This window comes from Pseudomonas sp. SCA2728.1_7, from assembly GCF_018138145.1.
Lineage (GTDB): Bacteria > Pseudomonadota > Gammaproteobacteria > Pseudomonadales > Pseudomonadaceae > Aquipseudomonas > Aquipseudomonas koreensis_A.
In genome coordinates this window covers 216,841-231,860 of the sequence record NZ_CP073104.1, presented here as the reverse complement: position 1 = coordinate 231,860, position 15,020 = coordinate 216,841, and the positions used below count along the sequence as shown (strand labels likewise).

The 15,020-nt window shown below is 57.3% G+C and carries 17 protein-coding genes; 8 read left to right on the top strand and 9 right to left on the bottom strand.

Going from position 1 to position 15,020, the window contains the following annotated elements; translation table 11 throughout:
- The first annotated feature begins 53 nt into the window (after nucleotides 1-53).
- Entirely contained in the window at nucleotides 54-209 is a 156-nt protein-coding gene (locus KBP52_RS00905; protein WP_077572520.1) for a DUF2986 domain-containing protein, read from the top strand.
- A gap of 108 nt (nucleotides 210-317) precedes the next feature.
- Here the strand turns inward: KBP52_RS00905 and KBP52_RS00900 are convergent, their stop codons facing one another.
- Nucleotides 318-1,202 (bottom strand): ETX/MTX2 family pore-forming toxin, encoded by an 885-nt coding sequence (locus tag KBP52_RS00900; protein WP_077572519.1) that lies wholly within the window; start codon nucleotides 1,200-1,202, stop codon nucleotides 318-320.
- Between the two features lie 243 nt (nucleotides 1,203-1,445).
- On the opposite strand from KBP52_RS00900, the gene KBP52_RS00895 reads away from it, so the two are divergent.
- Together KBP52_RS00895 and KBP52_RS00890 are read left to right on the top strand one after the other, a co-directional pair.
- A complete protein-coding gene (locus tag KBP52_RS00895) occupies nucleotides 1,446-2,168 on the top strand; it encodes a LuxR family transcriptional regulator (RefSeq protein WP_176091719.1) in 723 nt (240 codons plus the stop codon).
- 149 nt (nucleotides 2,169-2,317) lie between these two features.
- Entirely contained in the window at nucleotides 2,318-2,869 is a 552-nt protein-coding gene (locus KBP52_RS00890) for a GNAT family N-acetyltransferase (RefSeq protein WP_249122228.1), read from the top strand.
- Here the strand turns inward: KBP52_RS00890 and KBP52_RS00885 are convergent.
- Entirely contained in the window at nucleotides 2,866-3,750 is an 885-nt protein-coding gene (locus KBP52_RS00885; RefSeq protein ID WP_212621770.1) for an EamA family transporter, read from the bottom strand. The genes KBP52_RS00890 and KBP52_RS00885 overlap by 4 nt on opposite strands.
- Nucleotides 3,751-3,858: 108 nt before the next feature.
- Between KBP52_RS00885 and KBP52_RS00880 the strand changes: the two genes are divergently transcribed.
- The gene (locus KBP52_RS00880) at nucleotides 3,859-4,626 is read left to right on the top strand and encodes a helix-turn-helix transcriptional regulator (RefSeq protein WP_116029709.1); all 768 of its coding nucleotides are present in this window, start codon (nucleotides 3,859-3,861) and stop codon (nucleotides 4,624-4,626) included.
- Here the strand turns inward: KBP52_RS00880 and KBP52_RS00875 are convergent.
- The 7 genes from KBP52_RS00875 to KBP52_RS00845 all read right to left on the bottom strand — a co-directional run bounded on the left by KBP52_RS00875 (nucleotide 4,586) and on the right by KBP52_RS00845 (nucleotide 10,215).
- On the bottom strand, nucleotides 4,586-5,332 hold the full coding sequence (locus tag KBP52_RS00875) for a class I SAM-dependent methyltransferase (protein ID WP_212621769.1): 747 nt from the start codon (nucleotides 5,330-5,332) through the stop codon (nucleotides 4,586-4,588). The genes KBP52_RS00880 and KBP52_RS00875 overlap by 41 nt on opposite strands.
- 115 nt (nucleotides 5,333-5,447) lie before the next feature.
- On the bottom strand, nucleotides 5,448-5,885 hold the full coding sequence (locus tag KBP52_RS00870) for an SRPBCC family protein (protein WP_212621768.1): 438 nt from the start codon (nucleotides 5,883-5,885) through the stop codon (nucleotides 5,448-5,450).
- A 56-nt stretch (nucleotides 5,886-5,941) separates the two neighbouring features.
- Nucleotides 5,942-6,328 carry a nuclear transport factor 2 family protein gene (locus KBP52_RS00865; RefSeq protein ID WP_160057561.1) on the bottom strand — a complete coding sequence of 129 codons (387 nt, stop codon included), beginning with the start codon at nucleotides 6,326-6,328 and terminating at the stop codon, nucleotides 5,942-5,944.
- A gap of 81 nt (nucleotides 6,329-6,409) precedes the next feature.
- A complete protein-coding gene (locus KBP52_RS00860; RefSeq protein WP_116029706.1) occupies nucleotides 6,410-7,153 on the bottom strand; it encodes an SDR family oxidoreductase in 744 nt (247 codons plus the stop codon).
- Nucleotides 7,154-7,199: 46 nt separating this feature from the next.
- Complete coding sequence (locus tag KBP52_RS00855) at nucleotides 7,200-8,303, bottom strand: alkene reductase (protein WP_212621767.1); 1,104 nt, start codon at nucleotides 8,301-8,303, stop codon at nucleotides 7,200-7,202.
- A 117-nt stretch (nucleotides 8,304-8,420) separates the two neighbouring features.
- Nucleotides 8,421-9,677: a cation:dicarboxylase symporter family transporter gene (locus KBP52_RS00850; RefSeq protein WP_212621766.1), complete on the bottom strand. Its 1,257-nt coding sequence runs from the start codon at nucleotides 9,675-9,677 to the stop codon at nucleotides 8,421-8,423.
- 112 nt (nucleotides 9,678-9,789) lie between these two features.
- Nucleotides 9,790-10,215: a VOC family protein gene (locus KBP52_RS00845; protein ID WP_026000724.1), complete on the bottom strand. Its 426-nt coding sequence runs from the start codon at nucleotides 10,213-10,215 to the stop codon at nucleotides 9,790-9,792.
- Between the two features lie 156 nt (nucleotides 10,216-10,371).
- Here KBP52_RS00845 and KBP52_RS00840 point away from each other — a divergent pair, with 156 nt between their 5' ends.
- The 4 genes from KBP52_RS00840 to KBP52_RS00825 all read left to right on the top strand — a co-directional run bounded on the left by KBP52_RS00840 (nucleotide 10,372) and on the right by KBP52_RS00825 (nucleotide 14,907).
- Nucleotides 10,372-11,277, top strand: coding sequence for a LysR family transcriptional regulator (locus tag KBP52_RS00840; protein ID WP_123593292.1), 906 nt, complete (start codon nucleotides 10,372-10,374; stop codon nucleotides 11,275-11,277).
- Between the two features lie 100 nt (nucleotides 11,278-11,377).
- On the top strand, nucleotides 11,378-11,695 hold the full coding sequence (locus tag KBP52_RS00835) for a hypothetical protein (protein WP_212621765.1): 318 nt from the start codon (nucleotides 11,378-11,380) through the stop codon (nucleotides 11,693-11,695).
- Nucleotides 11,696-11,863: 168 nt separating this feature from the next.
- Complete coding sequence (locus tag KBP52_RS00830; protein ID WP_212621764.1) at nucleotides 11,864-14,248, top strand: DUF3772 domain-containing protein; 2,385 nt, start codon at nucleotides 11,864-11,866, stop codon at nucleotides 14,246-14,248.
- Between the two features lie 197 nt (nucleotides 14,249-14,445).
- Complete coding sequence (locus KBP52_RS00825; RefSeq protein ID WP_077572506.1) at nucleotides 14,446-14,907, top strand: DUF3574 domain-containing protein; 462 nt, start codon at nucleotides 14,446-14,448, stop codon at nucleotides 14,905-14,907.
- Nucleotides 14,908-15,020: the final 113 nt, after the last annotated feature.

Sequence of the window (15,020 nt, the reverse complement as noted above, 5' to 3'; positions counted from 1 at the left end):
ACGTTTACGCCCTTCGCTAGTCGTTATTCAAACTTGTAGGCCGGACAGAAAACATGAATCGTCAAAAGAAACTCAAGCAGTTGTTCAAGGAAAAGGCCAAAAAGGCCAGCGCCAAACTGGCGCCGAAAAAGCCCAAATACATCAGCAAGGCTGATCGGGCGAAACTGGAAGCTGAAGCCGCAGAGCCAGTCGAAACCAGCGAAAGCTGAAATCCCCCTCAGCTTCCCCTTGAATGGCCGGAAACAGACTTTGAGCCTGGCCAGCCCTTCTTTCTTCAGAAGTGCTGGCCGGGTCTACTGATTAATCAGAGACGATAGTTAATCCACGTTATCTCTCGATTCATTGATAGCTGAGATGCTTTTAAATTCTACTTCCGGTCGAGTACTCACATAACCGTAATAGGTTTTGACCGCTTCGGATTTTCCGGGATATGGCTGTTCATGGGCGACGGTTTTCAAGCTCAGGCCCATGCTGCTGTGGAACGTTCCGCTGGCCTGAGCAGTCACTCCGCCGCCCTGTACGATGTAGCCGGAAGTGCTGATGATGTTATGTTGAATACACTCGGAGAAAACCTGTTGAACCGGGATGAACCACAAATAGTGGTAATCACCGTTATTGTTGATTGCCACTTTATTATTGAACCAGATGGCAACGTATCCTTGCAGCCAGACGTTCCCGACCCACTGGGTGTTTAGTTCGGTGAAACTCAAGTCAACCTCACCCCAACCGTGGGTGTGGGGAGAAATTGGCACTTTGGTCGACGCACCATAGTTGGAGGCCTTGGACTCGCTCGCGCCCTGCGTAGAAGACAGGGTCATTTCAACGGTACTGCTTGTCTCCGCGCCACCTACAAGTGGAATGCCCGCGTTGGCTTTTACCGTGACGCCGACTTTGAGTTGTTCCGTAACGCTCCAGGTAAAGGTATCCGTCAACCCTTGTTGCAAGCTCACCACATGTTCTATGACCTGACCGCCGTCATTGACAGTGTCGTATTTACCTAACAAAGCGCTGCCACCATCTTTTTGCACAAAACTCGAGTACACCAGATCTTTTGGTGGCGTCACATTGGTTTGATATTGCATGTAGTTCTTGGTGTCTTTGTTACGGGCATATTGTGTGCTTTCAGTAAACCAGCAGGTTGTTCCGTATTGAGCAGTTTTCCAGCGCCCCCATGCGTTAGTGATCGTGTCGATATCATTCATGATAGTTTTCTCCATTATTTTAGGCAGATTCTTCAGCGTACTCGGCTGCCCATCAACGGCAGCCACGATCAGGGTGGTTGAAAAAAACGCCCTATCACTACTAATGTTGATAGTTTTTCAACATATTCATGTGCTACGCGACCTTGTCCCTGAGTCGACTTGCGCCTGTCTGGTTGAAAACTCTGCAACCTCTAGCTAGCCTGACGGTTCGCCCCTGATACCGAATCAAGGATAGATATGGTCGTGGCTAAACATAACGTTGATTTTCGACAAGCATTTGACTACGCGCGAGTTTCATTCGCGGGCACGTTTCAAAGGGAACTAACAAGGAGGATCCTGCTAAAGACAAACTGCAGCCATTACGCAATTTTCTACAAGGCGGCGGTACCTGTATCACTTCCGAAAGTCTATCTCACCGACAACTTTGACTTTTCCTGTCGGGTTATCTACGACCAGGAAAAAATCTGGATGATGGACCCGGTTCTGGATATAGCCAGTGACGTAGAAATACATCACTGGAGCAGCGGGCTGCCCGTGTCCTCGCCGAGCATTGTCACATTGATAAAAACGTCTGCAGCCAAACGCGTGGCAGATGCTTCGACGTTAATTTATCCCATGCGTAACGGCAGCGTGGCGTCATTGACTCTGATTTGGGCGAACACAGACCGACCCGACATTGACTTCAATGAGACCTACGAAACATTGTTCTCGGAATCACGAATGGTCGCCCAAAAAATAAGTCACCTGTCGAAATGCAGCCAATCCGTAGCAAGTAGTCAGCTAAATATTCGTGAAGTACGCATCATGCGCTTGCTCGCTGATGGCCTGACATCCAAGCAGGTGGCCGACACCATCAACGTCACGCGTGCGACCGTATACTTTCACGTCAAACAGTTCACCCGAAAAATGAATTCTTCAACACGTTCAGAAGCCATTATCAAAGCGGCGTTGCTTAGAATGATATAAGGCAGATTATTTGCCGGATAATCCCCCCACTCATCAGGCCGAGCTCCTGGACCGAGTGGCCCCACAAATCCTCCTCGAATTGGATCTTTCCTTAACCTCTTGCCGCCCTAAACTGGCCACATTCCCCAGTTCGACCAGGAACGCAAACCATGCCTGTAGGCGACTTCAACTGCCAACCCGCTCTGTACGCAAGCACGCTGAAGCTACGGGCATTGGCTGCCAGTGACTTTGAAGCGCTGTTCCTGGCCGCCAGTGATCCACTGATCTGGGCCGGCCACCCCGCCAGCGATCGCTATGAACGGCAAGTGTTTGAAGCGTACTTCGCCGCTCGGCTCGCCAGCCAGAAAGCACTTGCCGTCATCGATATCGAGTCGGGGCAGATCGTCGGTATGTCGAGCTACTACACGCCGCCCGATCAACCCGAGAGTATCGCCATCGGCTACACCTTTCTGGTACGGGAAAAATGGGGTGGCGCTGCCAATCGTGAGTTGAAGCGATTGATGCTGGAACATGCATTCAAGGTCTACGACACCGTCTATTTCCACATCGGCCCCGCCAACCTTCGTTCGCAAAAAGCGCTGTTGAAAATCGGCGCCGGGCACTTGTATGACGCCGAGCTAAACCTCTCAGGTGCACCTGCCCTGTGCAAGTGCTACGGGTTATCCAGGGCAAAGTGGCTGGCATCCACTGCTGAACATTAGTGCCGTACCCGAAGGCGCAAAAGCATTCCGTGCACGTACCCTGCCCCCAAGGGGATCGCCAGTAACACCAGCGAGATCGAAAGCCAGTCAAAGAGGCTTGGATACTGGCCGAAGATCGCCATCGAGCTGAAGATCCCGAACACAGGAATCAACAGCGACAACGGTGCCACTCGCGATATCGGGTATTCGCGCAACAGCAAGTTCCATCCCCAATAACTGAAGTGCGTCGCGGCATAGACCTGAAACGCCAGCGAAAACACGGTTATCGCGTTGAGCTGCGACGGCAGTGCAGTGAACGGTGCGGTGCCATGCAGCAGCCACGTCAGCAGCATGAGCGGGATGGGAGGAAACAGGCTCGCCCACACCACAAACGCAAAAATCTCACGCACCTTCGAGACCTTGATCACGACGTTGCCAATGCTCCACGCCAGGGCGCTGCCAATGACCAGTGCCAAACCCGCCACCGATGCGTCGCCGGGGCGACTCATTACGATGCCCATCAGGCCCGCGGCGGCCAACAAAGTGCCAAGCCATTGCAGCCGTCCCAGACGTTCGCCGAAAAAAACCACGCCCCAACCCAAGGTAAAAAACGCACTGAACTGGATCAGCAGCGATGCCGTTCCGGGGGGCACGCCCCAAGCGATACCGAGGTTGATCAACGCCCACATCGCCACGCCGAAAATCAGTCCGTAAGCAGCCAGCCAGTGGAACGCCACACGTGGACGTTCGACGAAAAACACCCAGGGCAATGCGGCCAACGTGAAACGCAGTGCGGTCAGCAGCAGCGGGTCGATAGCCGCAAGGCCGAGTTTGGTCACGGGGAAGTTCAATCCCCAGACAGCCGTCACCAGAACGGCGAGTACAAGATGCTTCTTTTGCATGGTCAATCTTTCCCGGCGCCGAGCGGAAGTACTCGGGCGCCGAGAAATATGCAGGCAATCGACATGGCCTGCTTTCAGTCACAGGCCAACTTTCATTAGAATCGGGCCATGCGAGAAATCTCCAGTCATCCCTATCAGAACACCCCGCGCGACGCCGTCGTGACCGCCATTGATTACGCGGACGGCACGCTGTTCCCGCTGCACGATCACCAGCGCGGCCAATTCGCCTACGCGGCCAGCGGTGTCATCACCGTGTTTACCGATGACGGTAACTGGGTCGTGCCGCCGCAGCGCGGCATCTGGGTACCCGCGCAACTGCGCCACTCCATGCAAATGCGCGGGACTGTCACGCTGCACAACACCTATATCCGCAAACAAGCGGCGCAGCGCCTCGGACTGCCGGGGCAATGTCAGGTGCTGGAGGTGTCGCCGTTGTTGCGCCATTTGCTGTTGAAAGCCATCGATGTCCCCGCGCGCTATTCCACTCAAGGGCATGACGGCCATTTGATGGGCTTGCTGCTGCATGAAATCGCCAGCATGCCCGTGCTTTCGCTCAATGCGCCGTTACCGGCAGAACCTAGACTGGCAATGGTGTGCCGCGCGTTTCTGCAGCAGCCTTCGCTGGAGGTCGGTATCGACGACATGGCGCAACGGGCGGGCATGAGCCGACGCACCTTCACCCGACACTTTCGGCTGCACACCGGGATCAGCTATATCGAATGGCGGCAGCAAGCCTGTCTGCTGGCGGCGATTGTCATGCTGGGCAAAGGTCAGTCGGTCACACAGGTCGCCATGGACTTGGGCTACAGCAGCTCCAGTGCGTTTGCGACGGTGTTCAAGCAAGTGTTGGGGGAAGTGCCGAGTCGCTACTTTTAGCGGCGTCCGTTTTACACGTCAGCCACGCGCCCCAGAACAGACTGCTGAAAAACCGCGTCGCCTCGCCAAATCCGGCCTCGCGCAACAGCGCCTGAACTGCCGCCTCGGAATGCGGCGGATCGGCGCCTTGCAGAATCTTGCCCAGCTTGGCCTTCACCTCCTCCGCACTGGCACCCTGCTGGCGCCAACGCTGCCCCCACGCCTGCAGCAATAATGGTTGGCTGGCGTAGGCGTAATGATTGCCCGCGACAATCAGCGGCGCGCCCGGCTTGAGACGTGCCTGAATCGTTTGCAGGATCTGGCGTTTGGCATCGTCACCGTGCAGATGGTGGAGCACGCCGATCAACGTCGCCGCATCGAATGACGCATCGGCGGGCAAGTCCTCGACATGCCCGAGATGAACCTGCGTCCGATGCAGCAAGTCGTTGGCCTCCAAATGCTGCACGGCGGCTTCAAGCATCGGCGCGGAAGGATCGACCGCGATGAAACGCCACTGCGGTTCCAGCGCCGCCATCGCAATGATTTCCTGCGCCGTACCGCCGGCGCCGACCACCAGTATGTTGGCCGGGCGCGAACCGAGACTGGCGGCCAACATGCAGGCCGCCAGATCGTGACAGGCGTCGTAGCCGGCCAGGGCGATGCGGCTTTGCCGGGCGTATTCGCTGGCGCGCAAGGTGTCGAATTTTTCTGCTGATGTTGGGTTCACGACGAGACTCCTTTCTGTTTCAGAAGAAACTACGCCGAGACTTCATATAAGAAAAATTCATTAATTTTATGCCCTGCATTCCTTACGGGAATGCGGGGGTGTAAACGGTGTGATGTCAATGCTGAGCGATCAATGCCTGCAGCCCATTGTGACCCTCAACGATCAGGCTTTGGATCAGTGCCTGATAGTGCTCAGCGGTATTCAGCTCTTGAGGATCGAAACTTGCCGACCAACTGATGAGCGTTTTGTTCTGCCCCTTCAAAGCGAACAACTTCACGCTGGCCACGTAGTTATCCAGCGGTAAAGGTGCCTCTTCAAAGCGGTAGGACAGCGATAATGCTGAGTCATCAAGCGCCAACAAGCGTTCTCTGACAACCGCGCCATCGGTCAGCGTGAGGGTGCGAATACAACCCACCCTCTGCGCTGCGCCGCGTTCGATCTGGCTGCTCACGATCGAAGGATGCCAGTTCTGAATCTGGCCAAACTGCTTCAACACGTTCCAGACCTGTTGTGCATCGCCGTCCAGGACAGCGTCAAACTCAACCATCGGCATGGCATAAATCCTCTTGTGTTGATCCCCGGCAGCGAACTGCCGGGAGCGGTCGGTATTCAGACCTCGAACTGGTGATACACCTTGGCGATGACCTTCCAGGCACCGTCGATTTTGATCAGGGTCAGGTAGTCGTTGTAGTCGGCGCCAATTGCATCCGTTTCCATGTCCACACGCACCACTGCAGTGGTCGGGGTGATCGCCAGCACGTCGAGTCGCGTGCTGATTTCGGGGGCTGCGCCGTTCTTCTCGACAAAGTCGAACAGGTTCTTGATCGGGCCGCCGAGCAGTTCGCCGTTGGTGAAACCGTACATCACTGCCTCTTTATGGAAGGCTTGAGCGACGCCTTGCGCGCTGCCAATGCGCAGGCCTTCGACGTATTGATTGGCGGTCGCGATGACAGCGTTGTATTCAGCCGTCGGCACGGCTTTGATGTTCTTGGACATGGTTGTTTCCTATCGTTGGGGGTGAGTGACAAGGGCTGCCGGGAGCCGGGGTTGGCACTCGGCTGCGGGAGTAGCCGACGTTCACCAATCCTGGCGCGTCGGCGAAATGATCAGGTCGTTGACGGTGACGTTTTCCGGCTGGTTGAGCGCGTAGATCACGGCACGGGCGATATCGTCAGGCGCAATGGCGATGCGGTTCAGTTCCTGGGCGGCCTTGCGCCCTTCTGGATCACTGACCTTGTCCGCCCAGCCGGTATTGATAACGCCGGGGCTGACCGTGTTGACGCGGATGCCGTGCTGCACGCCCAGCTCCTTGCGCATGGACTCGGTCATGGCCTGCACGAAGAATTTGGTGGCGCTGTAAACACCCGCCGCCGGCCCGACCTGATGACCGGCCACCGAGTCCATGTTGAGGATCTGCCCGGACTTCTGCTCGAGCATCATTGGCAGCACGGCTGCTGTGGCATTGAGATAGCCCTTGATGTTGACGTCGATCATCTTGTCCCAATCCGCCACGGCCAGATCGACCCAGTTGGAGAACAGCATCAGCCCGGCGTTGTTCACCAGAATGTCGACAGCGCCATAGGTGTCCTGCGCGAATCTGGCGAGCGCCCGGGTTTGATCCGGCCGGGTCACATCAGTGGTAAATGCACACACGTCATGACCGGCATCACGCAACTCGGCGACGAACGTATTCAGACCGTGTTCATCCAGCGCGGCGGCAACGACGCGAACGCCGTGTGCTGCCAGCGCACGAGTGGTTGCCGCTCCGATGCCGGAAGATGCGCCGGTGACGATGGCGACTTTGTTGTGCAGATAGTTCATGTTCCATTCCTCATTGCAGTGAATGCGATTGCGTCCGGGCAGTCATTCAGGCGTTAGCGGTGGGCCAATCGATGTAGCCTTTGGCGCCTCCGCCGTAGTAACTCTCACGCGGCGCAATGGTCAGTTCGAGACCGTGCCGCAGACGTTCCACCAGATCGGGGTTGGCAATAAACAGGCGACCAAACGCCACCGCGTCGATGCGGCCCTGCGCCCGACGCTCGAGCGCCATCGCCAGGTCATAGTTGTTGTTGCCAATGAACGGGCCTTCGAACTGCGCACTCAGTGCGTCCAGGTCCACGCCCGCGGGCACGGTTCGAGATGTGGCGGTGGCGCCTTCGACGAAATGCAGGTAGGCCAGATTGAATCGATTGAGTTGCTGGATCAGGTAGCCGTAAGTCGCCATGACGTTGCTGTCGGGCGGCGTATTGCCGGCATCGGGGGTTACGGGCGACAGTCGGATACCGACGCGGTCGCTGCCCCAGATGGACACCACCGCTTCGGTGACCTCCAGCGTCAGCCGCGCACGGTTTTCGATGGAGCCGCCGTACTGATCGGTGCGCTGATTGGTCGAATCGCGCAGAAACTGGTCGAGCAGATAACTGTTGGCAGAATGCACTTCCACACCGTCGAAACCGGCGCGCCTGGCGTTCTCGGCAGCCAGTTTGTACTGCTCGATGATTCCCGGAATTTCCGAGGTCTCAAGCGCACGCGGCATCGACACTTCGACGAAACCTTTCTCGGTGTACGTGCTGCCCTCAGCCTTGATCGCCGAAGGCGCGACCGGTGCCTGGCCATTGGGCTGCAACTCGACACTGGAAAAACGCCCGACATGCCACAACTGGCTGACGATTTTTCCGCCCGCGGCGTGTACGGCATCGGTGACTTTCTTCCACCCGGCGACCTGCTCTTGCGACCAGATTCCCGGGGTCATCGCATAGCCGCGTCCCTGAGCGGAAATGTTCGTCGCTTCGGCGATGATCAAGCCTGCACTGGCGCGCTGGGCGTAATAGGTCGCATGCATTTCATTCGGCACGCCATCTTCGGCCATCCGGCTGCGGGTCACCGGTGCCATGACAATCCGATTGGCTAACTGCAGCGCGCCCATGGCCATGGGCGAAAAAAGGTCGGTATCAACAGCGTTATCAATCATAAGAACTCCAAATCAATAGACCGGTCGTCTAGTAAAAAGACCCAAAAAAACGCCCCTGTGCCAGCGGGCGTGCACTCGTCAAAAGTGCGATTGCAAAAGCGAATGTCCGCAAAAAACTCACACTTCGGCTGCGGTACGAGCACGTGAGGGTTCAAGCGCAGCCCTTTCCCACTTGGCAATCACCAGCGGTGCGATGGCATTGCCCAATACATTCAGCGTGGTCGTGCCGCTGTCGATGATCCTGAAAATACCCGCGATCAATGCCACACCCTCTAAAGGAAGACCGGCTGAAGCCAACGTTGCGGAGAGGATGATGATGGCAAACCCGGGCACACCCGCCGCGCCTTTCGAGGTCAGCACCATCGTCACTACCAGCAGGATCTGCTGCGACAGGGACAGGTCGATGCCATAGAGTTGCGCCACGAAAATCGTCGCCACGCCGAGGAAAATCGAGGCACCGTCCAGATTGAATGCATAACCCACCGGCACCACGAAACTGACGATCCGACGCGGTACGCCGTAGCTCTCCAATCGGCTCATCAACTGCGGCATGACGGCGGCCGATGCGGCACTCGAGAACGCCAGAATCAATTCACCGCGGAAGTAGCGGATCAATTTGAAAATGTTCTCGCCAATCAAGTAGCAAATGCCACCGAGTATCACCAAGGCAAAAACAATCAGCGCCAGGTAAACCACACCAATCAACTTGAGCAGCGGCAACAGCGAGGCAAACCCAAACGTCGCGACCGTTGCGCCAATCATGCCGAAGACCCCAATCGGCGCGTAGGCCATGACCATTGAGACAACCTTGAACATCGCGTCGGAAATGCTCTGGACCAGCGCAATGGCCGGTGCACTTTTCTCTCTCGGCAGCGCATTCAGGGCGAGGCCGAACAGCACGGCAAAGAACAGCACCGAGAGCAATTTCGCTTCCGACATCGCCAGCAGAACATTGTCCGGCACGATGTTCTGCAGGATCACCAGTGCGCCTTTTGACGGCTCCATGTTGATTGACGCCGTGCCGTGGGACAGGCCGGAAATATCGGTGCCGGTACCCGGCTCGAAGATATTTGCGAAACACAGGCCGACCACAATCGCCAGCGCGGTAATCGCAAAGAAATACCCCAGCGACTTGATGCCCATGCGGCCAAACGACTTGTTATCGCCACCGCCGGCAATGCCCAGAATCATGCAACAGAACACAATGGGTACAACGACCATCTTCATCATCTTGATAAAGATGTCACCGAGGGGTTTGAGGATCTCCGCACTCACCCACGTTTGATACTGCGGATGGGTATTGAAATACCAACCGACGAGCACGCCAAGCAACAGCCCGGCAACGATTTGCCACACCAAGGGAATACGTTTCATGTCTAGCCTTTTTGTTGGAATGAAAGGTCTGCGTTATGGGCAGTTGCTAGAGTCATGAGCTTCCAGCTCACTTGAGACCGAATGGCACAACCGGGTTGTGCCATGACGTTTGTCACTTGGCGAAGAGCTGGCTCATATCCTTGAAAGCCTTGAATTCCAGAGCGTTGCCGCATGGATCAAAGAGAAACATGGTGGCTTGCTCGCCAACCTGCCCCTGAAAGCGAATGTACGGTTCGATCACAAACTCGGTGCCAAAGGACTTCAGGCGTTCGGCCAAGGCTTCCCACTGCTGCCATCCCAAAATGATGCCGAAGTGCGGAACCGGAACGTCGTGACCGTCGACCGGGTTGCTGTGAACACTTTCCTGGGACGCAGTTTTCGGGTGTTCGTGAATGACCAGTTGGTGGCCATAAAAATCGAAGTCGACCCACTGAGTACTGGAGCGCCCTTCTTCAAGACCGAAGACTTCACCGTAAAAGGTGCGCGCTGCAGCCAGATCGTAAACGGGGATAGCGAGGTGGAAAGGCGAGAGGCTCATCAGAACTCCGATCATATTGTTGTGGGTTGGCGAACATTCCTGCCGTCATCGGCGCCTTGGGTTCAGCCGCTGCCGGGGGATGGGAAACATCCTAGGACGGAAAACCAAACATAAAAATCAATATATATTTCTTAGAAACACAATTAATATTTGTGAATGATCAAAGAACTGAAGACACTTATCGCCGTCGCGCGCGAAGGTACTTTCGCTGCAGCAGGCAACAAAATCGGCCTCACGCAGGCCGCCGTCAGCGCACAGATCCAGCGCCTGGAAGCTGAACTCGGCTTCGAGCTTTTCGACAGAAAAGGGCGCTCGGCACACCTCAACAAAATGGGCCAGCAGATCCTCCTGCAGGCGCAAGAACTGCTCAGGCTCTACGACAGCCTCGGCTCGACGACGGTGGGATTGCCGCCCAGCGTGCTGGTCAACATTGGCGCAATTGCCTCGGTGCAGCGCTCTTACTTGCCTGACGCGCTGGCAAAGTTTCACCAGCACTGCCCGCAGTGCCGATCCCGGGTAGTGCCGGGTTTGTCGATGGAACTGGTCAACCTGGTGGATGCTGGCGAGATCGACATGGCCGTGATCATCCGCCCGCCCTTCTCACTGCAAAGTGATCTGCGCTGGACAACCTTGGCGCTGGAGCCTTACCGATTGATCGTGCCCCGAGACGTGCCCGGAGATGACTGGACCCGGTTGCTTTCCAGCCAGCCATTCATTCGATATGACCGGTCCTCTTTCGGCGGCAGGCAGGTCGACCGCTTTTTGCGGCAGATGCATTTCAACCTGCACGAAGTCTGCGAACTGGATGAACTGGAGGCGATCATCAAGCTGGTCGAGAACGGCGTGGGCGTGGCGTTGGTGCCGCAGACGGCGCCCGATTTTGCATGGCCCGACGGTGTAAGGGTACTCGACCTCGGCCAGCACACCTTCCATCGAGATATAGGGTTGGTGCACCGATCTCGCCAGACCTTCACCGAACCTGTGCGGATGTTGGCCGAGCTGATCAGTGCTCAGGTGAGTCCCGGCGCTATCCCCGATGCGTTCAAAAAGAACAACCATTAACCGCATCAATAACAACCATTGATTCAATGAAGTTCTCTTATCAGGCTCGCGGCGTAAGATCGGCTCCAGACCTAACCACTACCCCACGGAGCACACACTCATGAAACGCCAAGCCCTTTTCAGCATCGCTTTCTCACTGTTCGCCCTGAATGCTTTTGCCGCTGAACCTGCCACCCAGACTGATCCGCTGTTCAGCGACGCAGTAGCCGCCGCGACCCAGACTGATCCGCTGTTCAGTGATGCCGTAGCCGCCGCAACCGAGACCGATCCGCTGTTCAGTGATGCCGTAGCCGCCGCAACCGAGACCGATCCGCTGTTCAGTGATGCCGTAGCCGCCGCAACCGAGACCGATCCGCTGTTCAGCGATGCCGTAGCCGAAGGTGGTTCGGACCGCTTGATTGAACGCCGCGACGTCTGAATGCAGCGCTTCAGCGCAGTCACCGAAGAAAGGCCCGACCTCATCCGTCGGGCTTTTTTCGTTTGGCAGCGCTGCGCACCTGCCCTGCTCTGCCGGAAAGTTTTCCTCCTCGATCGGCTCGATCACCTAACCTCATAGACTGTGTGATCCATTCGAGCCGCCTCACCCATGTGCAACACATTGAAGTCGTTGTTTTTTGTCGTGTTCATGCTGCTTGTTGGCGGTAGCCCGACGCTATTGGCTGCCGACTTGCCGGCGCCGGTAACCACCGCCGCCGCGCCGTTGCCGGTGATTTCGCAAAGCGATCTGCAGGCGCTGCAACAACGCCTCGACGGGCTCAAGCAACAGATTTCCGCCGCGAACAACTACAACCAGCTCGAAGGCCCGCAGGATCGGGTGCAGGCATTCATTCTGGATGTCGATCGGTTGTCGGCGGCGTTGTTGCCGCAGCAGGCGCAACTGGCCGTGCAGCTAGGGGTGCTGGGGGCCGCGCCGGACGCTGATCTGGCGGCGGAGCAGGCAGACATCGTCGCGCAACGGGCATCGCTGGCCGAGCAGAAGAGCAAGGTCGACGGCACGCTGAAGAGCCTGGCGGCGTTGAAGCAGAGCGCGGCGGATCTGATTACGCAGATCGCCGGCATCCGTCGCACACTGCTGGAAAGTGAGCTGACGCTGGGCACTGACAGCGTGCTGAGCCCGAGTTTCTGGTCGCCGCTGGTGAGTCCGACCGAGGATGATCGTCAGCGTCTGCGCTTTTTCGTCGCCCAGGTGCGCGACACCTGGGCCACCGTGTGGGCGCCGGGAGAGCGGTTCTACACCAGTGTGTTGGTGTTAGTGGCGCTGATCATCTGGACATTTGGACGCCGGTTGGCCGAACGCGGTCTGACCTGGGTGTGCATTCACCGCGTGCCCGAGGGACGTCTGCGCCGCAGTGCGCTGGCGTTCGCCTCGGCGCTGGCGACCATCGCCACCACCGGCATTGCCTTGCAGTTGCTCTTCTACGCCTGCACCCGCCATCAACCCTTGCCACCCGTGCTGGAAACCTTCTCCGAAGAGTTCGAGAAGGTGGTGTATGCCTGCGTGCTGCTCACCGGGTTGAGCCGCGCGCTGCTGTCGACCGAACATCCCTCGTGGCGCCTGCCGGCAATTGCCGATCAGGTGGCGCTGGCGCTCAGGCCCTACCCGCGCATCTTGTCCTGCACGTTATTGGTGCTGGTGACGCTGGTGCAGGTCAGCAATGCCACCGGCATGAGCAGCCAGATCGTGATCGCCGGGCGCGGGGTCATTTCCATCGTTGTGCTGGCGATCGTGACGGTCCTGCTGTTGCGCGTCGGCAAGGTGCGCAAGGCCTTGGTCGCAGCCAATGATGCGGCGGCGGCGAACAGCACGTTCGCCGGGGTGATCTACACCCTGGCCAGCGTCTCGATGTTCGTCTCGGCGATTGCCCTGCTCGCCGGCTATGTATCGCTGGCGCGGTTCATCAGTTATGAGCTGGTGTGGGCGTACATTGTCCTGTCAGGTTTTTACCTGCTGATCCAGTTGATCAAGGACGTCTGCGAGCACGTTTTTTCACCCAGACATGCGAGCGGCAAGGCGCTCAAACAGCTACTGGGTATCGGTGACCGGCGACTCGATCAGATCTCGATTCTGCTGTCCGGTTTCAGCCGTGCCGCGTTGTTGCTGCTGGCGGTCATCGCCCTGTTTGTCGGCGGCATCGGCACCACGCTCGGGCAACTGGCGAGCAACATCATGGCGATCCTCGGCGGCGCCGGACTGCGCAAGCTGAACATCGTCCCCGGCCATCTGCTCAATGCCGTACTGGCGCTGATGATCGGCATCTGGCTGATCCGCGCCCTGCGTCGTTGGCTCGACAACGAGTTCCTGCCCAAGACCGACATGGACCCGGGCATGTGTGCGTCGCTGAGCACACTGTTTTCCAACATCGGTTACGCCTTCGTGATTCTGCTGACGCTGTCGTCGCTGGGCGTGCAGTGGACCAATCTGGCGTGGATCGTCAGTGCGTTGTCGGTGGGCATCGGTTTCGGTCTGCAGGAGATCGTGAAGAACTTCGTCTCCGGCCTGATTCTGCTGACTGAACGCCCGGTGAAGGTCGGCGATTTGATCAGCATCAGTGGCGTAGAAGGCGATATCCGTCGCATCAACGTGCGCGCCACGGAAATCCAGCTCAGTGACCGCTCGATCGTCATCGTCCCGAACTCGCAATTGATTTCGCAGAACCTGCGCAACGTGACGCTGGGCGGTACCGCGCAAGGCGTGGCGTCGCTGGAGTTGGTGTTCCCGCTGGACATTGATCCTGAAGAGGTCAAAGACCTGTTGCTCAACACTTACCGGGAGAACGAAACCATCCTCGATAAACCGGCACCGTTCGTGCGCTTCAGCAACTTGTCGCCGGACGGCATTACCTTGACGGTGACCGGTTACGTGGGCAGCCCGCGGATTGTCGGGGTCACCAAAAGTGATTTGCTGTTTGAAATTCTCAAGCGGCTGGGTGCGGCAGAGATTGCGTTGGCGAAACCACCGGAGAGTGGGTAATGAATCGGTGAGGCTCTGGCATGGAATATTTTCGCTGTCTGAAAAATCGCTTTCGCGAGCAGGCTCGCTCCCACATTTTTTGCGCGGTGAAGGGTTATTCCCGAAGCGCCTAAATGCCTGCTTTTTAGGTCTTTATTGGTGGTCAGACAGCAACCTTATACTCGAGCGGTTTACTCATCGTTCAATAAGGATGTTCCATGCCTCAACGTCTTTTACTGGCGGCCTTGTTCTTGGCCGTCGCCGGTTGTGCCAATCCTCCTCCTGCGTCCGTTCACACCCATGATCCTGCCAGTTCGACCTTGCAAGGCGATGCCTCGCGGCCGGCGCAGGCGCAGTGGATTCGCACCGAGTTGTACTTCTCCGTGGGGTCGATTGATGGCAAGGAAGGCGCGGTCAGCCCCACGCGCTGGCGTGAGTTTCTTGATCAGGAGGTTACGTCGCGGTTTCCTGATGGCTTCAGTGTGCTTGATGCTTATGGGCAATGGCGGGATAAAGGCGCAAAAGAGCCTGAACGCTTGAGCACCAAGGTGATTGTGATCCTGCATGAGAACAGTGCGAAGAATGCGGGCAACATCGAAGCGATTCGTTTGGCTTACAAGCGTATTACGGGGGATTTGTCGGTGCTGCGGTTGTCGCAGCCGGCGGAGGTGTCCTTCTAGAATCAGAAGCCCCTCACCCTAACCCTCTCCCAGAGGGAGAGGGGACTGATTGGGGGATATTGGAGAAGTACGCCGACCTGAACGTACCTCACTGAATCCACAACCGACCTCGA